Source organism: Streptomyces sp. NPDC002788 (assembly GCF_053592115.1).
This window is the reverse complement of the sequence record NZ_JBSFVB010000002.1, coordinates 547,977-572,519: the sequence shown is the minus strand read 5'-3', so window position 1 is coordinate 572,519 and position 24,543 is coordinate 547,977. Positions and strand designations below refer to the sequence as shown.

20 protein-coding genes and 1 pseudogene are annotated in these 24,543 nt (G+C 71.2%); 12 read left to right on the top strand and 9 right to left on the bottom strand.

The genetic code is table 11. The features are described from left to right. Positions 1-21: 21 nt before the first annotated feature. The 4 genes from ACWD1U_RS05835 (at position 22) to fabF (ending at position 3,685) form a co-directional block, all read left to right on the top strand. Positions 22-978 carry an ACP S-malonyltransferase gene (locus tag ACWD1U_RS05835; protein WP_451104757.1) on the top strand — a complete coding sequence of 319 codons (957 nt, stop codon included), beginning with the start codon at positions 22-24 and terminating at the stop codon, positions 976-978. A gap of 16 nt (positions 979-994) precedes the next feature. Then, complete coding sequence (locus ACWD1U_RS05830; RefSeq protein ID WP_451104755.1) at positions 995-1,996, top strand: beta-ketoacyl-ACP synthase 3; 1,002 nt, start codon at positions 995-997, stop codon at positions 1,994-1,996. An 81-nt stretch (positions 1,997-2,077) separates the two neighbouring features. Then, entirely contained in the window at positions 2,078-2,326 is a 249-nt protein-coding gene (locus tag ACWD1U_RS05825) for an acyl carrier protein (RefSeq protein ID WP_003989952.1), read from the top strand. Positions 2,327-2,413: 87 nt separating this feature from the next. Continuing rightward, positions 2,414-3,685 (top strand): beta-ketoacyl-ACP synthase II, encoded by a 1,272-nt coding sequence (gene fabF / locus ACWD1U_RS05820; protein WP_451104753.1) that lies wholly within the window; start codon positions 2,414-2,416, stop codon positions 3,683-3,685. Positions 3,686-3,764: 79 nt separating this feature from the next. Here fabF and ACWD1U_RS05815 read toward each other — a convergent pair whose 3' ends face one another. After that, entirely contained in the window at positions 3,765-4,259 is a 495-nt protein-coding gene (locus ACWD1U_RS05815) for a DUF3145 domain-containing protein (protein WP_451104752.1), read from the bottom strand. A gap of 259 nt (positions 4,260-4,518) precedes the next feature. Between ACWD1U_RS05815 and ACWD1U_RS05810 the strand changes: the two genes are divergently transcribed. Both ACWD1U_RS05810 and ACWD1U_RS05805 read left to right on the top strand, forming a co-directional pair. Continuing rightward, on the top strand, positions 4,519-5,406 hold the full coding sequence (locus tag ACWD1U_RS05810) for an SGNH/GDSL hydrolase family protein (protein ID WP_451104750.1): 888 nt from the start codon (positions 4,519-4,521) through the stop codon (positions 5,404-5,406). Between the two features lie 14 nt (positions 5,407-5,420). Beyond that, positions 5,421-6,428, top strand: a complete 1,008-nt coding sequence (locus tag ACWD1U_RS05805) for an aldose epimerase family protein (RefSeq protein WP_451104748.1) — start codon at positions 5,421-5,423, stop codon at positions 6,426-6,428. 95 nt (positions 6,429-6,523) lie between these two features. Here the strand turns inward: ACWD1U_RS05805 and ACWD1U_RS05800 are convergent. Further along, positions 6,524-7,812: pseudogene (locus ACWD1U_RS05800) on the bottom strand (glycoside hydrolase family 3 C-terminal domain-containing protein). Between the two features lie 61 nt (positions 7,813-7,873). Further along, on the bottom strand, positions 7,874-8,698 hold the full coding sequence (locus ACWD1U_RS05795; RefSeq protein WP_451104746.1) for an EI24 domain-containing protein: 825 nt from the start codon (positions 8,696-8,698) through the stop codon (positions 7,874-7,876). A 209-nt stretch (positions 8,699-8,907) separates the two neighbouring features. On the opposite strand from ACWD1U_RS05795, the gene ACWD1U_RS05790 reads away from it, so the two are divergent. Together ACWD1U_RS05790 and ACWD1U_RS05785 are read left to right on the top strand one after the other, a co-directional pair. Continuing rightward, positions 8,908-11,475, top strand: coding sequence for a M14 family zinc carboxypeptidase (locus tag ACWD1U_RS05790; protein ID WP_451104744.1), 2,568 nt, complete (start codon positions 8,908-8,910; stop codon positions 11,473-11,475). After that, positions 11,472-12,617 (top strand): serine hydrolase domain-containing protein, encoded by a 1,146-nt coding sequence (locus ACWD1U_RS05785; protein ID WP_451104742.1) that lies wholly within the window; start codon positions 11,472-11,474, stop codon positions 12,615-12,617. The genes ACWD1U_RS05790 and ACWD1U_RS05785 overlap by 4 nt, the downstream gene beginning before the upstream one ends. 67 nt (positions 12,618-12,684) lie before the next feature. Here ACWD1U_RS05785 and ACWD1U_RS05780 read toward each other — a convergent pair whose 3' ends face one another. Further along, a complete protein-coding gene (locus tag ACWD1U_RS05780) occupies positions 12,685-13,104 on the bottom strand; it encodes an organic hydroperoxide resistance protein (protein WP_451104741.1) in 420 nt (139 codons plus the stop codon). A 94-nt stretch (positions 13,105-13,198) separates the two neighbouring features. Further along, the gene (locus ACWD1U_RS05775; protein ID WP_451104739.1) at positions 13,199-14,221 is read right to left on the bottom strand and encodes an NADP-dependent oxidoreductase; all 1,023 of its coding nucleotides are present in this window, start codon (positions 14,219-14,221) and stop codon (positions 13,199-13,201) included. A 102-nt stretch (positions 14,222-14,323) separates the two neighbouring features. Between ACWD1U_RS05775 and ACWD1U_RS05770 the strand changes: the two genes are divergently transcribed. After that, the gene (locus ACWD1U_RS05770; RefSeq protein WP_451104738.1) at positions 14,324-14,773 is read left to right on the top strand and encodes a MarR family winged helix-turn-helix transcriptional regulator; all 450 of its coding nucleotides are present in this window, start codon (positions 14,324-14,326) and stop codon (positions 14,771-14,773) included. Between the two features lie 70 nt (positions 14,774-14,843). Here ACWD1U_RS05770 and ACWD1U_RS05765 read toward each other — a convergent pair whose 3' ends face one another. The 4 genes from ACWD1U_RS05765 to ACWD1U_RS05750 all read right to left on the bottom strand — a co-directional run bounded on the left by ACWD1U_RS05765 (position 14,844) and on the right by ACWD1U_RS05750 (position 20,925). After that, positions 14,844-17,597: a bifunctional YncE family protein/alkaline phosphatase family protein gene (locus tag ACWD1U_RS05765; RefSeq protein ID WP_451104736.1), complete on the bottom strand. Its 2,754-nt coding sequence runs from the start codon at positions 17,595-17,597 to the stop codon at positions 14,844-14,846. Between the two features lie 4 nt (positions 17,598-17,601). Continuing rightward, complete coding sequence (locus tag ACWD1U_RS05760; RefSeq protein ID WP_451104734.1) at positions 17,602-18,960, bottom strand: ABC transporter permease; 1,359 nt, start codon at positions 18,958-18,960, stop codon at positions 17,602-17,604. Next, the gene (locus ACWD1U_RS05755) at positions 18,957-19,898 is read right to left on the bottom strand and encodes an ABC transporter ATP-binding protein (protein ID WP_451104732.1); all 942 of its coding nucleotides are present in this window, start codon (positions 19,896-19,898) and stop codon (positions 18,957-18,959) included. The genes ACWD1U_RS05760 and ACWD1U_RS05755 overlap by 4 nt, the downstream gene beginning before the upstream one ends. 142 nt (positions 19,899-20,040) lie before the next feature. Further along, the gene (locus ACWD1U_RS05750; RefSeq protein WP_451104731.1) at positions 20,041-20,925 is read right to left on the bottom strand and encodes an SCO2400 family protein; all 885 of its coding nucleotides are present in this window, start codon (positions 20,923-20,925) and stop codon (positions 20,041-20,043) included. Between the two features lie 251 nt (positions 20,926-21,176). On the opposite strand from ACWD1U_RS05750, the gene ACWD1U_RS05745 reads away from it, so the two are divergent. From ACWD1U_RS05745 to ACWD1U_RS05735, 3 genes are all read left to right on the top strand, one after another. Further along, the gene (locus ACWD1U_RS05745) at positions 21,177-22,340 is read left to right on the top strand and encodes a mandelate racemase/muconate lactonizing enzyme family protein (RefSeq protein ID WP_030836856.1); all 1,164 of its coding nucleotides are present in this window, start codon (positions 21,177-21,179) and stop codon (positions 22,338-22,340) included. A 61-nt stretch (positions 22,341-22,401) separates the two neighbouring features. Beyond that, on the top strand, positions 22,402-23,406 hold the full coding sequence (locus ACWD1U_RS05740; RefSeq protein ID WP_451104729.1) for a zinc-dependent alcohol dehydrogenase: 1,005 nt from the start codon (positions 22,402-22,404) through the stop codon (positions 23,404-23,406). A 110-nt stretch (positions 23,407-23,516) separates the two neighbouring features. Further along, positions 23,517-24,485, top strand: a complete 969-nt coding sequence (locus ACWD1U_RS05735; protein ID WP_451104727.1) for a hypothetical protein — start codon at positions 23,517-23,519, stop codon at positions 24,483-24,485. The last annotated feature ends 58 nt before the right edge of the window (positions 24,486-24,543 follow it).

Below are 24,543 nucleotides of genomic sequence, written 5' to 3'. Positions count from 1 at the left end.
TACCCAAGAGAGAGTGTGAGAGTGCTCGTACTCGTCGCTCCCGGCCAGGGCGCCCAGACGCCCGGCTTCCTGACTGAATGGCTCGACCTCCCCGGTGTTCGCGGTGCCCTCGAGGCCTGGTCCGACGCCGCGGGACTCGACCTGATCCGTTACGGCACCGAGGCAGACGCGGAGGAGATCCGCGACACCGCGGTGGCGCAGCCGCTGCTGGTCGCGGCCGGACTGGCGTCCGCGTCCCTGCTGTTCGAGGACCCGGCGGACCTGCCCCACAAGGTCGGTGCCATCGCCGGGCACAGCGTCGGCGAGATCACCGCGGCCTCGCTCGCCGGGGTCCTCCCGCACGACGAGGCGCTCCGCCTGGTCCGCACGCGTGGCCTGGCCATGGCCGAGGCGGCCGCCGTCACCGAGACCGGCATGGCCGCGCTGCTCGGCGGGGACCCGGACGTGACGCTCCCGCACCTGGAGAAGCTGGGCCTGACCCCGGCGAACATCAACGGCGCGGGCCAGATCGTCGCGGCCGGCACCAAGGAGCAGCTCGCCGCGCTGGAGGCGGACAAGCCCGAGGGCGTGCGCAAGGTCGTGGCGCTGAAGGTCGCCGGCGCGTTCCACACCCACCACATGGCCCCCGCGGTCGACGCGCTGGCGAAGGCCGCCGAGGCCCTGACGCCGGCCGACCCCGCGCTCGCCTACGTCTCCAACAAGGACGGGCGGACCGTCGCCGCCGGCGCCGAGGTGCTGGAGCGTCTGGTCGGCCAGGTCGCCAACCCGGTCCGCTGGGACCTGTGCATGGAGACCTTCAAGGAACTCGGTGTCACGGCCCTGATCGAGGTGTGCCCGGGCGGCACCCTCACCGGGCTCGCCAAGCGGGCCCTGCCCGGGGTGAGGACGCTGGCGCTGAAGTCCCCCGCCGACCTCGACGCGGCTCGCGAGCTCATCGCCGAGACGCCAACACCTGCCGCTGACGCGGCGGGTGCCTGACAAGGAGCCGGAGAGCATGGCGAAGATCAAGCCCAGCAAGGGCGCCCCGTACGCGCGCATCCTCGGCGTCGGCGGCTACCGCCCGACCCGGGTCGTGCCGAACGAGGTGATCCTGGAGACGATCGAGTCGTCCGACGAGTGGATCCGCTCGCGCTCCGGCATCGAGACGCGGCACTGGGCCTCCGACGAGGAGACCGTCGCCGCGATGTCGATCGAGGCGTCCGGCAAGGCCGTCGCGGACGCGGGCATCTCCGTCGAGCAGATCGGCGGCGTGATCGTCTCGACCGTCTCGCACTTCAAGCAGACCCCGGCCGTCGCCACCGAGATCGCCGACAAGCTGGGCACCGACAAGGCCGCCGCCTTCGACATCTCGGCGGGCTGCGCGGGCTTCGGCTACGGCCTCACCCTCGCCAAGGGCATGGTCGTCGAGGGCTCGGCGGAGTACGTCCTGGTGATCGGTGTCGAGCGGCTGAGCGACCTGACCGACCTGGAGGACCGGGCGACGGCCTTCCTGTTCGGCGACGGCGCCGGCGCGGTCGTGGTCGGCCCGTCCGAGGAGCCCGCGATCGGCCCGACCGTGTGGGGCTCCGAGGGCGACAAGTCCGAGACCATCAAGCAGACCGTGCCGTGGACGGACTACCGCGACGGTACGGTCGAGAAGTTCCCCGCGATCACCCAGGAAGGCCAGGCGGTGTTCCGCTGGGCCGTGTTCGAGATGGCGAAGGTCGCCCAGCAGGCGCTGGACGCGGCCGGGATCACCGTGGACGATCTGGATGTCTTCATCCCGCACCAGGCCAACGTGCGGATCATCGACTCGATGGTGAAGACGCTGAAACTGCCGGAACACGTCACGGTCGCGCGTGACATCCGCACCACCGGCAACACCTCGGCCGCCTCGATTCCGCTCGCGATGGAGCGGCTCCTGGCGACCGGCGAGGCGAAGAGCGGCGACACCGCGCTCGTCATCGGCTTCGGGGCGGGTCTCGTCTACGCCGCGACTGTCGTTACCCTCCCCTAGGCACTCCGTGCCGGATCATGCGGTCCGGGACGGGAAGAACCACCTGCCACACCCTCTGGATATCTACGAAGGAGCGCCAACATGGCCGCCACTCAGGAAGAGATCGTCGCCGGTCTCGCCGAGATCGTGAACGAGATCGCCGGCATCCCGGTTGAGGACGTCCAGCTGGACAAGTCCTTCACCGACGACCTGGACGTCGACTCGCTGTCCATGGTCGAGGTCGTCGTCGCCGCCGAAGAGCGCTTCGACGTCAAGATCCCCGACGAGGACGTCAAGAACCTCAAGACCGTCGGTGACGCGACCGACTACATCCTCAAGCACCAGGGCTGATCGACCGATCAGGCCTACGGGCTGACTGCCCCGCCACCCGGCGGTGGCGCCGCTTAATCCCTCGGATCCGTTGGAGAAAGAATTCCCGTGAGCTCGACCAATCGCACCGTGGTCGTCACCGGTATCGGCGCAACCACACCGCTGGGTGGCGACGCAGCCTCTACCTGGGAGGGCCTGATCGCCGGACGTTCCGGCGTCAAGCCCCTGGAGCAGGAGTGGGCGGCCGACCAGGCCGTCAAGATCGCGGCCCCGGTCGCCGTGGAGCCGACCGAGGTCATCCCGCGACCGCAGGCCCGCCGACTGGACCGCTCGGCGCAGTTCGCGCTGGTCGCGGCCAAGGAGGCCTGGGCCGACGCCGGTTTCGAAGCCAAGGCCGGCGAGGACCAGAACATCGACCCCGACCGGCTGGGCGCGGTCATCGCCTCCGGTATCGGCGGGGTGACTACCCTGCTCGACCAGTACGACGTGCTGAAGGAGAAGGGCGTCCGCCGCGTCTCCCCGCACACCGTGCCCATGCTGATGCCCAACAGTCCTTCGGCCAACGTGGGACTGGCCGTGGGGGCCCGGGCGGGCGTGCACACGCCGGTCTCCGCCTGCGCCTCGGGCGCCGAGGCCATCGGCTACGCCATCGAGATGATCCGCACCGGCCGCGCCGACGTCGTCGTCGCGGGTGGCACGGAGGCGGCGATCCACCCGCTGCCCATCGCCGCGTTCGGCAACATGATGGCGATGTCCAAGAACAACGACGACCCGCAGGGCGCGTCGCGCCCCTACGACGTCGCCCGTGACGGCTTCGTCCTCGGTGAGGGCGCCGGCGTCGTCGTCCTGGAGTCCGCCGAGCACGCCGCCAGGCGTGGTGCCCGGGTGTACGCCGAGGCGGTCGGGCAGGGCATCTCCGCCGACAGCCACGACATCGTGCAGCCGGAGCCGGAGGGGCGGGGCATCTCGTACGCCCTGCAGAACCTGATGGAGCGGACCGACCTCGATCCGGCGGAGATCGTGCACGTCAACGCGCACGCGACGTCGACGCCGGCCGGTGACATCGCCGAGCTGAAGGCGCTGCGCAAGGTGTTCGGTGACGACACCGACCACATCGCGGTGTCCGCGACGAAGTCGATGACCGGGCATCTGCTGGGTGGTGCCGGTGGTGTGGAGACCGTGGCGACGGTGCTCGCGCTGTACCACCGGGTGGCTCCGCCGACGATCAACGTGGAGAACCTCGACCCGGAGGCCGAGGCGAACGCGGACGTGGTCCGCGGTGAGGCGCGGAAGCTGCCGGTCGAGGGCCGTATCGCCGCGCTGAACGACTCGTTCGGGTTCGGTGGGCACAACGTGGTGCTGGCGTTCCGGACCGTCTGAGAGGACTGGCTCCCCGCACGTACGACGTGAAGGGCCCCCACCTTTCGGTGGGGGCCCTTTCGTACGCGCGAAGCGAAGATCACACCACCTGGTGGAGCCAGCGGACCGGGGCGCCTTCGCCTGCGTGGCGGAACGGCTCCAGCTCGTCGTCCCAGGGCTTGCCCAGGAGTTTGTTCAGCTCGGCTTCCAGGTCGGTCTCGCCCCGCTGGGAACGCTTCAGCGCCGCGCGCAGGCGGTCCTCGGGGATGAGGATGTCGCCGTGGATGCCGGTGACGGCGTGGAAGATGCCCAGGTCGGGGGTGCAGCTGTAGCGTTCGCCCTCGGCGGTGGAGCAGGGTTCCGCGGTGACCTCGAAGCGGAGCAGGTGCCAGCCGCGCAGCGCGGAGGCGAGTTTGGAGGCCGTGCCCGCCTGCCCCTGCCAGGAGAACTCCGAGCGCCAGGTGCCCGGCGCGGCGGGCTGACGGATCCAGTCCAGGCTGACGCGTGTGCCGAGCACCCCGGCGACGGCCCACTCGACGTGCGGGCACAGCGCGCGCGGCGCGGAGTGCACGTACAGAACTCCACGTGTCGTCACCGGAACCTCCGGGCAGAGCGGGACATCTTGGAAACGGGCGGAACGGCTGTGACCGGGCGGGTCACGTTGATGGCGAGGCTACCGTGCGGTGACGCAAGGAGTGTGACGTACGGTCGGTCCCGGTGCCGGGAAACGCCCGCCATTCACCCAGGGGGACGCTTGTACGGGTGTGAGCCGTTGCACCTGATCGGCCGGGAACCCTCGTGCGTTGTCATGGGTTGGGGAGACAGGCACGGCGCGCAGAGGGGACGGACCAGGGATGCCGAAGCGAGGCCACCGCTCACGGGGCGTTGTCGCCGCGGTCGCGGCTGCCGTGGTGGGTGTGGCCGGGTGTGATGCCGTGGGGGGCGACTCCCCCGCCCCGTCCGATGCCGCCAGGCCGTCCCCGAAGCCGACGCCTCTCTGGGACCGCAGCCCCGCCTCCGTCGCGGCCGTGGGTGACTCCATCACGCGCGGGTTCGACGCCTGTGACGTGCTGTCGGACTGTCCGGAGGCGTCCTGGGCGACCGGTGCCAGCCCCGAGGTCGACTCGCTCGCCGTACGGCTGCTGGGGCGGACCGGGGCCGCCGAGCGGAGCTGGAACCACGCCGTGACCGGGGCGCGGATGGCCGATCTGCCCGGGCAGGTGGCCCAGGCGGTGCGGCGGAAACCGCAGCTGGTGACGGTGATGGTCGGGGCGAACGACGCCTGCAGGGCCACGCCCTCGGCGATGACCCCGGTCTCCGCCTTCCGTGCCGACTTCGAGGACGCCCTGCGCAGCCTGCGCAAGGCCCTGCCGAAGGCGCAGGTGTTCGTGGCCAGCGTGCCGAACCTGAAGCGGCTGTGGTCCGAGGGCCGTACCAGCCCGATGGGCCGGCAGGTGTGGAAGCTGGGCATCTGCCCGTCGATGCTGGCAGACGCGGACCGCCTGGACGCGACGGCGAACCTGCGGCGGAACACGGTGCAAAAGCGCGTGGAGGACTACAACAAGGTCCTGAGGGAGGTCTGCGCCGAGGACGAGCGGTGCCGGTACGACGGGGGCGCGGTGTACGACTACCGTTTCGGCACCGCCCAGTTGAGCCGCTGGGACTACTTCCATCCCAGTGTGAACGGACAGGCCCGGTTGGCGGAGATCGCCTACCGCACCGTCACCGCGAAAAACCCCTGACTAGAGTTCCGCACATGAACGAACTCTTCGGCACACTTCCCGACGGGACCCCGGTGCACCGCTGGACCCTGGAGCGGGCGGGCGTACGGGTGCGGGTCCTGACGTACGGCGGAATCGTGCAGTCCGTGGAAGTGCCGGACCGATGGGGCTCCGCCCGCTCGAGCGCAGCCGAGAGTGGGGGAGGGCCGGCCGGGAGCGTGGTGCTGGGGTTCCCGGACCTCGACGGGTATCTCGCGCACCCGGAGCCGTACCTCGGCGCCCTGGTCGGGCGGTACGCCAACCGGATCGCCGGTGGGCGCTTCGCGCTGGACGGGCGGATGTACACGCTGGAACCGAACAACGGGCCGAACTCGCTGCACGGCGGGGGATGCGGCTTCGACAAGCGGGTGTGGGACGCCGCGCCGGTCGAGCACGGGGTGCGGCTCTCGCGGCTCAGTCCGCACGGCGAGGAGGGTTTCCCGGGACGGCTGGAGGTCTCGGCGACGTACACGCTCCAGGAGAGCGGCGCCCTGCGGATCGCGTACGAGGCCGTGGCGGACGCGCCGACCGTGGTGAACCTGACGAACCACAGCTACTTCAACCTGGCCGGTTCCGGTGAGGCGGGCGGCCATGAGCTGCGGCTGGCCGCCTCCCGGTACACACCGGTCGACGCGGACCTGATCCCCACCGGGAGCCTGGACGAGGTGGCCGGCACCCGCTTCGACTTCCGCGAGGCCCGCAAGATCGGCTCCGGCTACGACCACAACTTCGTGTTCGACAAGGGCGTGACGGCGACCGCGGTGGAGGTCGCCGAACTGCGCGACCCGGCGTCCGGACGGGTGATGACGGTGGCGACGACCGAGCCGGGTCTCCAGCTGTACACCGCCGAACATCTGGGCGAGCCCTTCGCGCCCGGTGACGGCATCGCTCTGGAGACCCAGCACTTCCCCGACTCACCGAACCGGCCGGAGTTCCCGACGACCGTGCTGCGGCCGGGCGAGGTGTACCGCTCGGAGACGGTGTACGGGTTCGGCACGCGCTGAGCGCGCCCGGGCCACCCTGTGACCGGAGGACCGCGAGCCCCGGTCCGGAGGTCAGGTCCCGGGCCGGGGCTGCTGGGTGGGGAACTTGTCCCGGATCAGACGCTAATCGTCGCGGTGATCCTGCGGTCCGTGATCGAGCGCCCGGCCTGGATCTCGTACGAACCCTTCACAAACGACCACGACATGGTCGTCTCGTCCCAGATCTCGAAGGCACGGCGCGGCAGTTCGACGGTCGCCTCGGTGCTCTCGCCGGGTCGGGCCTCGACACCCGCGAAGCCGGCCAGCCAGCGGGCCGGGCGGGTGGGGTCGGGCTCGCCGGGGGCGAGGTAGAGCTGGACGACCTCGCGGCCGGGCCGGTCGCCGGTGTTGCGGAGGCGGACCGTGACGGTGGTCATTTCGGCGGTCCCGTCCACCTCGACCGCGTCGTAGGTCCAGTCGGTGTGGCCCAGGCCGTGGCCGAAGGGGTAGGCGGGGGTGCGGCCGTGCTTCTCCCAGGCGCGGTAGCCGATGAAGACGCCCTCGTCGTAGTGGAGTTCACCGTTCTCCGGGACGACCTGGGTGACCGGGGCGTCAGCCAGGGAGCCCCATGTGGTGGGCAGGCGGCCGCCGGGCTCGTGCGCGCCGGTGAGGACGTCCGCGAGGGCCGCGCCGCCCTCCTGGCCGGGGAACCAGGACAAGAGCACGGCGGCGACGTCGTCGCGCCACGGCAGTTCCACCGGGGAGCCGGAGTCGACGACCACGACCGTGTTCGGGTTGGCGGCGGCGACGGCGCACGACGATCGCCTCGAAGGGGGCCAGACAGCTCGCGCAGGGCGCGTTCGCCGACGAGGTTGTTGACGGTCGGGCGGTCGGTCTCGGCGTCGTTGGCGACGAAGTGCTTGACGGTGGTGCCGACGCCGCCGGACTGGACGCCGCGGACGTACTCGGTGCCGATCCTGCCGGTCAGGTACGGGTCCTCGCTGTAGGCCTCGAAGTGGCGGCCGCCCAGCGGGGAGCGGTGCAGGTTGACCGTGGGGGCGAGCAGGACGTGGACGCCCTTGCGGCGGCCCTCCTGGGCGAGCAGCACCCCGGCCCGGTGGGCGAGGGCGGGGTCCCAGGTGGCGGCGAGGGCGGTGGGCGACGGGAGGGCGACGGGAGGGTCGTCGGCGCTCCAGTGCACCCCGCGGACGCCGATCGGGCCGTCGGACATGACCAGCGACGTGAGGCCCGCCTCCGGCAGCGCGGGCAGGCTCCACGCGTCCTGGCCGGCCAGCAGCCGTGCCTTGGCGTCCAGGTCGAGCGTGCCGAGGGCCGCCTCGACGGCCGCCTCGCGCGCCGCGTCCTGCGTCGCCCGTGCTGTATCCGCCACGTCGGCCTCCTGGTTGAAGTCGATGTACGTCCTCATCCTGCCTCGGCGGCACGCGAAGAACTCGGGATCGCGGCCTTTCGGAACCGGCCGGAGACCATCACGCAGGTGAGGACGATCCTGAAGGTGGCTGCGGAAGGGTCGTGACGGGCTGGTCGCCCTCCTCGCCGCCTTCTCGGATCTCCTCGCCCAGCAGGTCACGCGCCATGAGCGTGGCGCCCGCGACCGCGCCCGGCATCAGGAACACCGCGACGAACGGCACCAGGAAGGCCACGGCGAGGGGCGTTCCGAAGCCCCAGACCAGGGTCTTGCGGGAGCGCAGCAGGCTGAGCCGGGTGCGCAGTTCGACACTGCGGCGCTGGAGGGCGACGGCGGTCAGTTCCTCGGTGAGGAAGAACCCGGTGACGAAGAACCCGATCACCGGGACGACCGTCTGGCCGACCACCGGGACGAAGCCGCACGCGAACAGCAGCACACCCCACAGGGCGGCCCGCAGCACGATGCGGAGGCTGTCGCGGGCGGAGATCCACAGCTCCCGCCAGAGCGGCAGGCCCGACTCGGGGGCATGGCCGTCCGGGGACACGTCCCGGTCGACCTTCTCGGAGAGGTTCTCGTAGAAGGGCTGCCCGATCAGCAGCGTCACCGCGGTGAACGTCACGACGGCGAGGAGCAGGGCGAGGGCGAACAGCACGGCGGTCAGGAAGCCGCGGAAGAGGCCGGGCCACGGGCTCGACCAGTCGTCGGCGAACGGTGTCGCCCAGGCGACGGTGTCCTCGCCCCACAGCGCCAGCGCGACGAGCGCCGCCGCGTACAGGACGAGGGTGATCAGGCCGGGGAGCAGCCCGAAGCCGTAACTCTTGCCGTGCCGGGCCACCCATCGCTGGCCCTTCATGAGGTACCGGAAACCAACCCCGAGATCGCGCATGGGAAGACCCTACCGGGGGCAGGGGTCGCGCTCTGACGCGCTCCGGTCACACCGGCGGCACAGCCGCGACCCCCGTCCGGACCGGTGGGTCGCGGCTGTGCCGGAGGGGCCGTCCGGGTCACCGGCGACACCAACGCGCCCTTGTTGCCGTTGAGTCGAACCGGTACACCTCGCCGTACCGATCTCAGGAAGCCCCTCAGGAGGTACGCGTGCGCACCACGAGAACCGTTCCTGCGAGACCTGCAGTGATCGTCACCCTCAGCCTCGCCACGGCGGGCTCACTCCTGCTCGCCCCCGGAACCGCCGGCGCGGATCCCAAGCCGGTCACCCGCGAGGGTGCCGCCGTCGACCACCACGCGGCCCGGACACCCGAGAGCACGGCCCAACGAGCCCTGACCGCAGAGATCTCCGCCGGCAGCGCGACCCGCGGCTACCCCCGCCGCCAGACCCTCTCCCCCGACCCGGAGAACCCCGGCGACAAGTCCCTGAAGCTGGGACTGACCCCCTACCACGCGATCGCGCCGAAGCTGAACGCCCTGCAACGCCTGGGCGACCGGGTGAGCGTGGAGGTGACGGGCCGCTCGGCCGGCGGCCACCGGCTCTACCTCGTCACCGTCACCGCCCCGGAGACCACCCGCCAGGCCCGCGCCCAGGAGAGGATGCGCGACCTGATCGAGAACGCGCCCGCGACCGCGGCCAAGTCCCGTGAGATCAAGCGCCATTACAAGACTCCGGTCTTCGTCAACAGCAACATCCACGGCAACGAGTGGGAGGGCACGGACGCCTCCCTGAAGATCGTCGAGCGGCTCGCGACCGCCGAGGACGCCAGGACCAGGGACCTCCTCGCGCACAGCCGCCTGTACTTCAACATCACGGCCAACCCGGACGGCCGTATCGCCGGCACCCGCGCCAACGCGAACGGCTTCGACCTGAACCGCGACTTCGTGACCGCCTCCCAGCCCGAGACCCGCGCGATGCGGCAGATCGAGCTCGACAAGCAGCCGGCCGTCCTGCTCGACCTGCACGGCTACGTCAACGGCACCCTCATCGAGCCCACCACTCCCCCGCACGGCGAGAACTACGAGTACGACCTCTTCCTGAAGAACAGCTACGCCAACGCCCTCGGCATGGAGTCCGCCGTCAACGCCCTCGGCCACACGCCCGCGAAGGACGGGGTGGAACCGGCCCAGATCCCCTTCCGCGACCAGGAGGAGGGCTGGGACGACTGGCCGCCGATCTTCACCCCGCAGTACGCGGCCTTCCACGGCACGGTGGCCGCCCACACGGTGGAGATCCCGCTGGCGGTGAACAACGAGGAGTACGACGAACTGCCCGTCCCGGAGCTGCGCCGCCGCTCGGCGATCAACACCGCCGTGGCGGGCGCGGCGATCCGCGCGACCCTGGACCACGTCCGGGAGCACCGCGGCACCCTCGTCGCCGACCAGATCGAGGTCTTCCGGCGGGGCGCGACGGGCGCCCCACAGGTGCCGGTGTCGCCGGCAACGGTCCCCGGTGTCCCCGGTATCGGTCCGGAGGACGTCTACACGACCACGTTCCCGCGCGCCTACGTCATCCCGACCGGCGACTCCCGCACCCAGCGCTCGGCGCCGGCCGCGGCGCGACTGGTCGACCACCTCCTCGCCAACGACGTCCGCGTCACCCGCGCCACCCGCTCCTTCCGCCTCGCCGGGCGGACCTACCCCGGGGGCTCCTACGTCGTCGACCTGCACCAGCCCAAGCGCGGCATGGCGAACGTGCTGCTGGCCGACGGCCGGGACATCAGCGACAAGGTCTCGGTGATGTACGACATCTCCGGCTGGAGCCTGGGCCGGTTGTGGGGCGCCACGGTCGAGCCGGTGCCGTCGGGCAGTCTGAAGGGCGCGCCGCTGCGCTCGGTCGGGGAGGCCGCCCCGGTCGCCCACGTGCCCGCCCGCGGCGACCTCCGCCTGCGGCTGACCGACCCGCGTGAGATCGCGGCCCTCAACTCCCTGCTGCGGAACGGCGTCCGGGTACGGCAGGCACCGGACGGCAGCGCGATCGTCCCGGCGTCGGCCCGCCGGCAGGCGCTCGCGGCCGCCCGCGCCCACGACGTCTCCTTCACGGCCACGCGGCTCACCGGCGGCGCGCCCCTGCACCGCCTCCGCGTCGCGGCGGCCGTCACACCGGGTGAGCTGTTCGCGCTGCGGGAGATGGACTTCGACGTCACACCGGTCTCGACGGCCGTGCTGAACGCGGGCTTCGACTGGTCCGGCACGGACGTGCTGTTCGTGTCCGCGGGCCTGGACCACGCCCGGCTGACCGCCCCCGCCCGCGCGGCCCTGGACAGCTTCCTCGACGACCACGGACTGGTCGGCCGGGGCGGGACCGGGGCCGCCCTGAACGCGGCTGCGGACCTGCTGGCCGTCAAGCCGGTGGCGGGCAACCCGGACGCGAACGGCGTCGTGAGGGTGACGAACTCGGGCGGCGTCACGCGCGGCGCACCGGACCACGGCTTCGTCTACGCCCCGCTCTGGTTCACCGACCTGGGCCCGGGCGTCCGCGCGGAACAGTCGTACGCGACCGGGAATTTGCTGCTCTCCGGACACTGGCGCCCGCTCCGGGACGGCACCGGCGGCCCGGCCGGAGCTTCGGGGCAGGCCTCGGTGGTCAGCGGAGGTCACACGGTCCTGTTCGGCACCGAGCCACTCTTCCGGGGCCACCCCAAGGGGGAATTCGCTCAGGTGGCGAGGGCATTGTTCACAGTGGCACACAGCAGTTCAGTTGAGGAGAGCGGATGACGCAGGAGATCCACGGCACGGTGGCCGACGGCTTCGAGGGGGTGCGCGAGGAGTTCGCCGCGTTCGTGGCCGGGGAACGGGCCGACTACGAGGGCCAGCTGTGCGCCTACGTCCACGGCCGGAAGGTCGTCGACCTGTGGGCGGGGACCGACGCGGACGCCCTCTACGGTGTGTTCTCGTCCACGAAGGGCGCCGCCTACCTGGTCGTGGCCCTCCTGGTCCAGGACGGCACCCTGGAACTGGACCGCAAGGTGACGTACTACTGGCCGGAGTTCGCGGCCGAGGGCAAGGGCGCGCTGACCCTGCGCGACCTGCTGGCGCACCGGGCGGGCGTGGTCGGCACGGACAGCGGCTTCACCCTCGGGGAACTGGCCGACGACCGCCAGCTCGCCGAACGCCTCGCCGACCAACGGCCGTTCTGGCGTCCGGGCACGGCGTTCGGCTATCACGCGCTGGTCAGCGGCGCCCTGGTCGGCGAGGTCGTCCGGCGCGCCACGGGCCGCACACTCCAGGAGGTCTACCAGGAGCGGATCCGGACCCCGTACGCCCTGGACTTCCACCTGGGCCTGCCCGCACCCCAGGAGCCCCGCTTCCGCACCACCCAGCCGATGGCGCCGACTGCGGACGAGCAGGCCCTCCTCGACGCCGCGCCCACGGGCCCGCACTCGCTCACCTCGATCGCCTTCAACCGCAACGCCACGGAACCGACCGACCTGGCCGCGCTCCCGAACATGCCGCTGATCCGCGCCAAGGGCCCGGCCTCGGTGGGCGGGGTGGCGTCCGCGCGGGGCCTGGCCGGGATGTACGCGGCGGCGATCAGTGAGGTGGGCGAGCAGGCGCCGCTGCTGAAGCCGGACACGGTGGCGGAGTTCGGCCAGTTCCACTCGGTCGGCTACGACGTGGTGGCACGTGCCCACAAGTCGTTCGGGCTCGGCTTCCAGACCACGGCTGACACGTGGCACCCGTTCCTCGGTGCCGGGACGATCGGGCACAGCGGCGCGAGCGGTTGCCAGGCCTTCGCTGACCCGTGGAGCGGCCTGGCGTACGGCTACACGCGCCGCCGGTTCGCCTTCCCCGGTGGAGCGGCCCCGGAGAACAACCGCCTGGCGCGGGCGATCCACACGGCGGCGCTCGCCGCCTGACCCCGGCACGGACGGAGGCCGCACCCCACGTCCAGGGGTGCGGCCTCCGCCTGTGCAACGGCTGTCGTCAGACCAGCGTCACGGTGATGTTCCCGCGGGTCGCCTTCGAGTAGGGGCACACCTCGTGGGCCTTCTCGATCAGCGACCGGGCGGTGGCCCGGTCGACCTCGGGGATGTCGGCCGAGATCTCGACGATGATCCCGAACCCGTCCCCGTTCTTGCCGAGGCCGACCTTCGCGGTCACGGTCGAACCGGTGAGGTCGGCCCCCTCCTGACGGGCGACGACACCGAGCGCGCCCTGGAAGCAGGCGCTGTACCCGGCGGCGAACAGCTGCTCCGGGTTGGTTCCGGCGCCACTGCCGCCCATCTCCTCCGGCGGGTTGACGACGACGTCGAGCCTGCCGTCATCGGTGGCCACGCGGCCGTCGCGCCCGTTCTCCGCGGTGGCGACGGCGGTGTACAGGACGTCGGACTGCTGGATCGGCATGCGGTTGTTCCTTCGCTCGTCCGCCGCGGCTCGCGCCCGGGCCGGGACGGATTCGGAAAGAAGCTACCGCATGCCGGAAATCCAGCACAGGGCGTCAGAGCTTGACGATCATCTTCCCGGTGTTGTCGCCGCGCAGAACGCCCAGGAACGCCTCCAGGTTGTTCTCGATGCCCTCGACGACGGTCTCCCGGTACTTCAGCTCGCCGGAGGCGACCCACGGGGCGACTTCCCGCACGAACTGCTGCTGCAGGTCGTAGTGGTCCCCGACCAGGAAGCCCTCGATGCGGCCGCGGGTCTGGATCAGCCGGGCGAGGTTCCTCGGGCCCGGGGCGGGCTCGGTGTTGTTGTAGACGGAGATCATGCCGCAGACGGCGATCCGGCCGCCCTCGTTGAGCGAGCCGATGGCGGCCTCCAGGTGGTCACCGCCGACGTTGTCGAAGTAGACGTCGATCCCGTCGGGAGCGGCGGCGCGCAGCTGCTCGCTCACGGGCCCGTCCTTGTAGTTGAAGGCGGCGTCGAAGCCGTACTCCTCGACGAGGAGCTTCACCTTCTCCGCCGACCCGGCGGACCCTATGACCCGCGAGGCGCCCTTCAGCTTGGCGATCTGCCCGACCTGGCCGCCCACGGCGCCGGCGGCACCGGACACGAAGACGGTGTCGCCCTCCTTGAACGCGGCGGTACGCAGCAGCCCCGCGTAGGCGGTGAGGCCGGTCATGCCCAGCACGCCGAGGTACGTCGACAGCGGCGCGGCGTCCGGGTCCACCTTCACGGCGTTCTTCCCGGCCACGACGGCGTACTCGCGCCACCCGAGGAAGTGCAGCACGTGGTCCCCGACGGACAGCCCCTCGGCGTTCGAGGCCACGACCTCGCCGACGGCACCGCCCTGCATGACCTTGCCCAGCTCGAACGGGGCCACGTAGGACTTCGCGGCACTCATCCGGCCGCGCATGTACGGGTCCACGGAGAGGTACTTGTTCCGGACGAGGACCTGCCCCTCACCGGGCTGCGGGACCTCCGCCTCGACCAGGGCGAAGTCCTCGGGCTTCGGCCAGCCGACCGGGCGGCTGAGCAGGTGCCACTCGCGGCTGGCGGCGGGGAGGGCGGGGGTGTCGGTCATGATGCGCCTTACCTCACTTGCTCGATGCAGATGTTTCAGTACCTGAAACAACCATGCTCCTAAAAATTTCATGCTGTCAAATAAACGGGTACCCTCGATCGCATGGCCCCCACCACACCGACTTCCCGGAGCATGACGAACCGCCCCGATCCGCTGACCCTCGAGGTCGTCGAGCTCATCGGGGAGGTCGTGGCGCGGTTCCACGAGGACTACGAGTCGGCGGCGGCGGAGCACGCCCTGACGGGCGCTCAGGCGCGGCTGCTCAGCCTGCTGTGCCTCGAACCGCTGCCCATGCGGCGGCTGGCGCAGCGGCTGAAGTGCGAGCCGTCCAATGTCACGGGGATCGTGGACCGGCTGGAGGCGCGGGGGCTGGTGGAGCGGCAGCCGGACCCCACGGACCGCCGTGTGAAGGTCGCGGCCGCGACGGCGGAGGGGCGACGGGTCGCCCGGAGTCTGCGGGAGTCCCTTCGGTTCGCCCGGGAGCCGCTGGCCGGGCTGTCGGAGGGGGAGCGGGTGGCGTTGCGGGACGCGCTGCGGCGGATGCTGGGGTGATCCCGGCCGGGGACAGGAGCCCCTGGCCGGCGCAGGCGCCGGCCAGGGGCTCCGTCGTGACGGGCCTGCGTCAGCCGTCGGACTCCGACGGCGGGAGGTAGGCGCCCGGCACGTTCTGCGGCGCGTAGATCGTGGACTCGCCGGGGTACGGCTTCGCCCAGTTGTGCGTCTGGTACCAGGTGTAGTGGTTCATCTGCGCGGGGTTCGCGTAGTCGGGCACGGCGTTCGGCCCGGTCAGCCGCTGCTTCGACTTCCAGGCGTTCCACTGTGCCGCGAGCGACCGCTTGGCCGCCGGCACCTTCGCCGCCGGCACCGGTGCGGCGGCGGGGTCCTGCGGAGCCGGGGTGTCCACGCCGCAGGAGGGCGGGGTGCTCAGACCGTCGGTCAGCGAGGTCCGGTTGGGCAGCGCCTTGAACGGCGTGTCGTCGGGGTGCGGGGTGAACGCCCCCCGCATCGGGGCGGCCGCGCTGTCCTTCTGGTTCATCGGGTGGATCCCGAGGATCTGCTCGATGGTCCGGATCACCGTGATCTGCGTGTAGTAGCGGCTGTCCACGGTGCCGTGCTGGGCCCAGGGGCTGATGATCTGGATCGGGGCGCGGTGGCCGTCGACGTGGTCGAGACCGGCCTGGGAGTCGTCCTCGACGACGAAGACCGCCGAGTCCTTCCAGTACTTGCTGTGCGAGATCTCGTCGACGATCTTGCCGGTGGCGAGGTCGTTGTCGGCGACCTGGGCGGCGGCGCTCGCCGGACCACCGGTGTGGTCGCTGGAGAGCCAGAACATGTTGAGGTTCGCCGGCCCGTTCTTCTCGAAGTCCTTCTTCCAGATCTCGTACCGGTACAGGTCCGGGACGCTGGTGTCGAACTTCGGAAAGCCGTGCACCGACACGTCGTTGAGCGACGGGATCGGCGAGGACGAGTCGAGAGTGTAGGCGGTGTCCTGCCCGGTCGCGTCCATGTTCCTGGCGTCGCAGTACAGGTTCTGCCAGCTCGCGCCCGAGGGCTTGGTCAGGAACTGCTGGAACTCGCCGAAGTCCCGCACGGACTTCCCGGCCGCCTGCGCACCGGTCCACAGGAAGCCGGTCCGCTGGTGGCCGAGGGCGTCGTCCTCGGTGTCGTAGCTGCGCGCGTACTCACCGGCCGAGGACTCGGTGTACTCCGGGTCGTCGGCCTGCATCAGCCAGTTGTGGCCCTCGGCGGAGTTCGTGCCGATGTCGTACGTGTTGTCGTACAGCCCGAACTGCTTGGCCAGGGCGTGCTGGTTCGGCGTCACGTTCTCGCCGAACTCCGTCAGCGCCGGATCGCCGTTGCCCTGCGGCATGTCACCGAGGACCTGGTCGTAGGTCCGGTTCTCCTTGACGATCAGGAAGACGTGCTTGATCGTCGAGGGGTCGCCGAGCCGCTGCGGGACCGGCACCGGCCTCGCGTGGCTCGTGCCCTGGCTCGAGGCGACCGAGCCGCTGGTCCAGCCGTTCTGCTTGAAGACCTTGGCCGTCTCGGACCTGATGACGCTGTCGTCCGGCAGGGTGAAGCGCTGGAGGCTCGACGTCGTGTCGTGGGTGCCGTGCCCGGCGCTGGTGGTGGGGCGGCGGGCGTCGATGCCACGGGTGTTGGAGACCACGACCTGGTTGCCGACGGTGGTGATCTCCGCGGGGAAGTAGTCCGTCGGCAGCAGGCCGACGTAGCTGACCGGCTCCTGCGGGGACGTGTACCGGTAGACGGCGACCGCGTCGGCGCGGCCCAGCGTCACCAGCAGGTGACCGTCGTCGGTGAGCGTCACCGCGTCGGGCTCGTAGCCCACCGACGCCTGAGGCCACGGCTGGGTGGCGATGGTCTGCACGACCTTGTCGTCGGCGGTGTCGATGACCGACACGTCGTTGGAGGCCGTGTTGGTGACGAACAGCGCGCCCTTCTTGGCGTACAGCGCCGTCGGGTGCAGGCCGACGTCGATGCTGCGGACGGCGGCGGACGGGTTCGCCAGGTCGATGACGCTGACCGTGCCGGTGGTGGTGGCGGCGGTCACCGGGCTGGCCGACACCTGGGTGCCGTACGAGTTGAGGGTGGTGTCGCCGGGCTTCGCCGGGCGCCCGCCCTCGTTGCTGACGTAGAGCTTGTCGCCGACCTCGGCCATGTCGCGCGGCGCGTTGCCCACGGCCCAGCTCCGCTCGACGGTCCCGGTCGCCGCGTCGATGGCGACCACCCGGTTCTGGCCGTTGACCGCCGAGTAGACGGTGGAGCCGTCGGGCGAGAACACCGCCCCGCCGACCAGCGCGTGCTGAGCCCCGTCCGCCGGGATCCTGATGAACGTCGGATCGGCGACGCTGCCGTCCGCCTGCACGGTGAACTTGGTGTAGCCGTCGGTCTGGCCCAGCCACAACTGCCTGCCGTCGGGCGAGTACGTGGGGCCTTCCTGACCCACGTCGTTGCCGCTGATGCGCGGGTTCGACGACGCGGTGGCGCCGACGAGTTGCTGCACCTTCCAGTTCGTCAGGTCCACGACGGCCAGGGCGCTCCCACCGTCGGTGACCGAGGCCGCGAGGTGGGTACCGTCCGGGCTGACCGAGGACGACATGATCTTGCCGTTGTTCACGACGAGGCGGTCGCCGTAGGGGGCGATGTACTGGTCGCTGGGGAGGACCTGGCCCTGATCGGTGACCTGGCCGACCTGGTCGGTGCCGAACCGGACGGTCTGGGCGAAAGCGGTGCCCGCGGCCGCCATGGCGACGGCGGCGATGCCGGCCGTGACCATGGTCCGGCGCCCTGTCAGTCTGCCGAGAAGGCCGGAACGCCCCTTCTCGGCACGCCGACGACGGCGTGTTACCTGCATTGCGTTATCCCTTCGAGGTGGCGAGCAGTTCGACGTTGCCGTCGAACTGCCACAGCGGGTTAGGTGCGTCCCCGGCCGGGGTGCGGACCAGGAAGTAGCCGTTCACTTCCTTCGGTCCGTCGCCATCGGCCACGAAACGACCGTCCGGGGTGACGTCGAGCTGGTACACGGCCGTCCCCGCGGCCTCGACGCCAGGGAGATGCCAGGAGACGACGCAACGCCAGTCGTTGCCCGGCCCTTCGGCGGCGACCTTGTCGCTGCCCTTGTCGCACGTCGCCGTGGCCTTCAACTGCGCTTCGGTGACCGCGGGACGGTTGAGCTGCTCGGTCTGCACGCGGTAGAGATGGGCGAACGCCGTGGCGAGTGAGCGCTGCACCTTGTCCTGCTCGATCCCCGAGCCCGTGGCCGAGGTCGTCGCGGTGACGACCGAGATCGTCGCGGCCACCAGCCCGACGAGCGGCAGGACTCCGGCGGTGACCGCGCGGCGCGCCGAGCCGTCGTCGGTCGCGTTCGTGAAGTCGCGCCGCAGGAAGAGCAGATACGCCAGCGCTGTCGCGGTCACCGCCCACACCAGGCTGACAACGATGCCGATCAGCAACGGGGCGAGCTGCGCCGGGCCGGTGAACAGACCGTTCCAGGAGATGAAGGCGTAGCCGGGCAGGGACAGACGCACAGCGACGGGCAGCGGCATCATCTGGGCGAGCTGCATCGCGAGCGCGACGAGCGCGGGCAGCAGCAGCCCCATCGGCGACCGCCCGAGCGCCACCGACCCGAGCAGTCCGACACCCCCGAGGGCCAGGGTCGGGGCGAGGACGCACACCCAGGCGAGCAGGACCTTCTCCGCGGCGTCCGCCGGTGTCAGCAGGTGGCCGTCGAGGCCGACCAGCGGCTGGTCGCCGACCGCCAACACCCCGCCGACCGTGCTGGAACAGGCCAGCCCGGCCACGAGCAGCAGCAGGACGGTGAGACCGGCCAGCGCCTTCGCCGCGAAGATCCGGCGCGGCGACCGGACCGCCACGAGCAGGTGGCGCCAGGTGCCGAGCCGGTCCTCGGAGGCGAACATGTCACCGGCGATCACCGAGGTCAGCAGCGGCAGCGCCCAGGTGCCCGCGAAACCGAGCGTCACCAGCGGCCCGGCCCACCCCGTGGCGTGCATCCAGCGGCCGAAGAGGGTGTCGGACGGGAGCGTCATCTGCCGGCTCACGGCGGCGACGAAGAGCGCCGGCGCGATCCAGCAGGCCAGGACCAGCAGGCGGATCCTCCAGTGCGAGACCAGCTTGACGACTTCGAAGCGGTAGCCGCGCGTCAGCGAGACGCGGGTCCCGGGGACCGGGGCATGCGCCCGGGTGACGGTCGCGGTCATCGGCCGGACTCCTGCTGTTCGGTGAGGGCGAGGAACGCGGCTTCGAGCGGCGACACCACGGGGGCGAGCTCGCGCACCGCGATGCCCGCGCGCACGAGCCGCGCCACCAGTTCGTCGAGGGTCACCACCAGCGCGCGCACGACGAGCACCTCGGCGGGGTGCCGGGCCCCGGCGTGGTCGGCGACCCGGATCCCGTCCGTGTCGAGGGCCAGTCGCCGGGCGGCCCGCGGGTCGGAGGTGAGCAGCCGGTAGTCCAGTTCATCGTTCTCGGCGGCCAGTTTGTCCAACGGGCCCGAGAAGACGACCCGTCCGGCGGCGATGATGGTGACGTCCGAGCACAGTGCCTCGAGGTCGTCCATGCGGTGGCTCGAGAGCACGACGCTGGTCCCGTCCGCCGCGAGCCGGTCGAGGACACCGTGCACGTGCTTCTTGCCGGCCGGGTCGAGCCCGTTGGAGGGTTCGTCGAGCACGAGCAACCGGGGCTTGGTGAGCAAGGCGGCGGCGAGCCCGAGCCGTTGACGCATGCCGAGGGAGAAACCGCGGGTCCGGTCGTCGGCGACGTCCGTGAGCCCCACCTGGTCGAGCACGTCGTCGATGCCCGCCGTCCACGCGTCACGGCCGCGCAGAGCGGCCAGCGCCGCGAGGTTCTGCCGCGCGGTGAGCGAGGGATAGAGACCGGGCCCGTCGACGAAACCGGCGACACCGTCGGGAGCGGCGAGCGCCCGTCCGACCGGTGTGCCGAGAATCTCGAGGGTGCCGCTGTCGGCGACGGCGAGGCCCAGCAGGAGGCCGAGCAATGTCGTCTTGCCGGCGCCGTTCGGTCCGGCCAGGCCGTGGATCCGGCCCGGCGCCACGTCCAGATCGATGCCGTCGAGTGCGACGACGTCGCCGAAGCACTTGGTGATCCCACGAGCCCGAACCGCGAGGAATGTGTCCATAGTCCCTGTCTCCCAAAACCCACGGGAAACCTAGGGATTGCACACAGATCAGACAGGGACAGCCGGCTGAACGCACAGGGAACGGATCGTCAAGTCATCGGCAAGTTCCTGTGAACGCAAGCCGGCGTACGCGCCGTACGTGCTAAGCACACCACCACAGGAAGCGGTCGCAGGTCTCCGACGGGGACGGTTTTGGGGACGGGGGCGGAGTCGTCGGGTCGCTGGTCCGGCTGGGGGCCGGGGCCGGAGGCGCTCCCGTGGGGGCGGATGCCGGGCGGCTCGGGGAGGTGACTTGCGTGGACGACCCGGGACCCTTCGTGGCCTCGGCGTCCTGCGCGTCCTTCGACTTCTCGTCCTCCGGGGACGCGGAAGCAGACGGCGAGTCGGAAGCCTCCGGGGAAGGAGACGCCGACCCGTCGTCACCACGGGCCTCCCCGCCCGGCCGGCGGCCCGTACCGCCCGCCTCCGTCGACGCGTCCCCGTCCGGTGACTCGCCGCCGGCAGCCGCCGGCTTCGGCGTCGGCTTCGGCGCGTCCATGCCCAGTTCGGCGAGGCTCAGTCCACCCGCCGCCAGCACGAATCCCGTGGCGATGAACAGGGTCCGGCGCCGCCGCCGACGGTGCGCCGCGGCCTTCCGGTCCCGCCGGCTCGACCCACTCGAACCACGCGACCCGCCCGGACCGTCCGCGGCCGGGCCGCGCCCGCGCCCACGACGCCGCGCCGCGCGCCCCAGCGGCTCACCGGCACCGTCGTCCTCGTCGTCCTGGTCATGATCACGGCCATGGTCATCGCCGTCGGCGTATGCGCCGTGGAAACCGTCCGACCCGTGAGACATATCCGACCCGTCCGGCCCGTCGGAACCGCCTGCCCCGTCCACCCCCGCGTGAACACCGTCGCGCCCCTCGAACGGGGTGTCATACCCGCCGTACCCCCGCTCGAGCGAGCGCAGCGTATCGGCTGAGGTGCCGCACCCCGGGCAGGCGAGGGCGCCGTTGAGGTGCCGTCGGCACGGGTCGCAGTAGTCCATGACGCGGGAAGATTAAGTTCCGCGCCGGTAACGTTCCTAGATCCAGCCGTGAAGGTTCTGTAGGGACACGCCCCGCCCCTGGTTTCGAAACTGTCGAAACCGTTATGCGCGCGACCCATTGACACTCCCACCACCCCGTCTTTACTGTCACGCCAGCATTTCGAACGCGTGCCGAAATCTCGAACACAGCTTGCGGCACACGGGCGGAACACTGACAGGATCGAGCCGACGAAGCAGCGAGGAAAACCGCCGTGCGCATCACCGGAATCAGCACACACGTGGTCGGGACGCCGTGGCGCAACCTGACGTACGTCCAGGTGCACACCGACGAGGGGATCACCGGAGTCGGCGAGACCCGGATGCTGGGACACACCGACGCCCTTCTCGGATACCTGAGGGAGGCCGAGACCAACCACATTCTTGGCTCCGACCCGTTCGCTGTCGAGGACCTCGTCAAGCGGATGAAGTACGGAGACTACGGCCGTGCCGGCGAGATCGTGATGTCCGGCATCGCCGTGATCGAGATGGCCTGCTGGGACATCAAGGGCAAGGCCCTCGGCGTCCCCGTCTGGCAGCTGCTGGGCGGCAAGGTCACCGACAAGGTCAAGGCGTACGCCAACGGCTGGTACACCACCGAGCGGACCCCGGAGGCCTACCACAAGGCCGCCCAGGGCGTGATGGAGCGCGGCTACCGGGCACTCAAGATCGACCCCTTCGGCACCGGCCACTTCGAGCTCGACCACCAGCAGACCCTGTACGCCGTCTCCCTGATCGAGGCGGTCCGGGACGCCATCGGCCCCGAGGCCGAGCTGATGCTGGAGATGCACGGCCGCTTCTCCCCCGCCACGGCCGTGCGCCTGGCCAAGGAGCTGGCGCCGTTCAAGCCCGCGTGGCTGGAGGAGCCGGTCCCGCCGGAGAATCTCAAGGCGCTGGAGAAGGTCGCCGCCAAGGTCGACATGCCGGTTGCCACCGGCGAGCGCATCCACGACCGGATCGAGTTCCGGGAGCTGTTCGAGAGCCAGGCCGTCGACATCATCCAGCCGGACGTCGGCCATATCGGTGGAATCTGGGAGACCCGGAAGCTCGCCGCGACCGCCGAGACCCACTACATGCTGGTCGCCCCCCACAACGTGGGTGGCTCGGTCCTGACCGCCGCGTCACTGCAGGTCGGCTTCACCTCCCCGAACTTCAAGATCCTTGAGCACTTCAACGACTTCGCCGACGCGGAGATCAAGAAGGTGGTCAAGGGCGCGCCGCAGGTGAACCCGGAGGACGGCTGCTTCCACCTCTCCGACGCCCCGGGCCTCGGTGTGGAGCTGGACGTCGACGCCGCCGCCGAGTTCCCGCAGCAGCAGGCGCGTTTCGACCTCTGGGCGGAGGGCTGGGAACAGCGCAAGCCGAAGGGCACCCAGTGACCGTCCGGCCGGCGGAAACCCAGAACCGGCAACCGAAACCTTCGAAACCCGGAGGCGCCACGTGAGCACGGCGGTAGTGATCGACGCCCCGGGCGAGCACCGTCTCGTCCCGCACGAGCCCCGCCGGCCCGAGGCCGGCGAGGCGCTGGTGCGGGTCCACGCCTCCGGGATCTGCGGCAGCGACCGCGAGGTCTACCAGGGCAACCGCCCCGAGGGTTATGTGCGCTACCCGCTCACCCCGGGCCACGAGTGGTCCGGGACGGTGGAAGCCGTGGGCGCCGGCGTCCCCGAGTCCCTCGTCGGACGCAAGGTCGTCGGTGAGGGCTTCCGCAACTGCCAGGTCTGCGACCGCTGCCACGCGGGCGACACGACGCTGTGCACGGCCGGGTACGAGGAGACCGGGTTCACGCAGCCCGGCGCGATGGCGGCCACGCTGACCCTCCCGGCGCGCCTGCTGCACGCCCTCCCGGACGACTGCGACCTCACGGCCGCGGCCCTCCTGGAGCCCGCGGCGTGCATCGCGGCCGCCGCGCTGAAGGGGAACGCGCAGCCAGGCGAGCGCGTCGCCGTGGTCGGCACCGGCACGCTCGGCATGTTCGCCGTGCAGTTCCTGAAGGCGAGCTCGCCCGGCGAGTTGCTGGTCGTCGGCACCCGCCGGGACCGGGAGGCGCTGTCGCGGCAGTACGGCGCGACGGACTTCCGGACGAAGGACCAGGAGCTCCCGGACGACTTCGACGTGGTGATCGAGACGGCCGGGTCCGCAGACGCCGCCCGGCTCTCCGCCGGCCTCCTCCGGCGCGGCGGCCGGCTGGTCCTGACCGGCATCCCGGCGCCGGGCGCCGACGGCCTCGACCCGACCGACCTCGTCGTGCGGCAGCTGGAGGTGCACACGGTCTTCGGTGCTCCGCCGGACGCCTGGGCGCACACGGTGCGGGTGTTCGCCGCCGGGCTGCTCGACCCGCTGCCGCTGGTGACGCACGAGCTGCCGCTCGCCGAGTTCTCGCAGGCCATCGAGCTGGTGGGAGCCGGCGACCCGAAGGTGGGCAAGGTGCTGCTCCACCCCTAGACGTACGCCGGTACGGGGGGAACCTGACGGCCCTCGTACCGGCGTACACCAGCCTTGCCCTACCCAGGACCGCGAACCTCGTCCGAAATATCGAACCGAAGGACATTCCTGTGACCGACGCTTCCGCCCCGGCCTCCCGCAGGCCCGGTGAGCAGGCGCTCACCGCGCTGGGCCTGAACGCGCCCGCCCTCGACCCCGCCGACGCCTCTGCGCACTCCTTCCCCGGCGGCGGCCGCTGGCGCACCGAGATCCCCTCGTGCGAGGGTCCCGAGGCGCTGGCGGTGGTGCTGAAGGAAGCCTCGCGGCTGGACGTGCCGATCCACCGGATCAGCCAGGGCAGCGGCGTGTGGATGCTGACCGACGCCGAGATCACCGAGATGGTCGAGGCGACGGCCGAACGCGACATCGAGCTCTGCCTGTTCACCGGCCCGCGCGGCACGTGGGACATCGGCGGCTCCACGCGCACCGACTCGCGAGGGGCCGGGCTGCGCGCCCGCGGTCATGACGCCGTCGCCGGCTGCGTCGAAGACGCCGTCAGGGCAACGGAGTTGGGCGTCAAGTGCCTGCTCGTCGCCGACGAGGGCGTGCTGTGGACCCTGCACCGGGCGAGAGCCGCCGGGATCATCCCGGCCGACACCACGCTGAAGGTCTCCGCGCTCATCGGCCCCGTCAACCCGGCCGCCTATGCGGTCTACGAGCGCCTCGGCGCCGACTCGGTCAACGTGCCCAGCGACCTGACGCTCGATCACCTCACCGAGATACGGCGGGTTTCCGGCGCGCCGATGGACATGTACATCGAGGCCCCCGACGACCTCGGCGGCTACGTCCGGATGTACGAGGTGGCCGAGCTGATCCGGCGCGGCGCACCGCTCTACCTGAAGTTCGGCCTGTCGAAGGCGCCCGGGATCTACCCCTACGGGCACCACATGCGGGAGCTGACCCTGGCCACCGCCAAGGAGCGCGTGCGACGCGGCCGGCTCGCCCTGGACCTCCTGGCCCGCCACGGAGCCGACGGCGACATGGCGCCGCTCGGGTCCCGGATGCCTGGCGATCTGCAACGGTTCGAGATCTCGGCATAACGTTCCGGAAACTCGGCTTCACAAAAGAAGACACAGCCGACCACAATCCCCCACATCT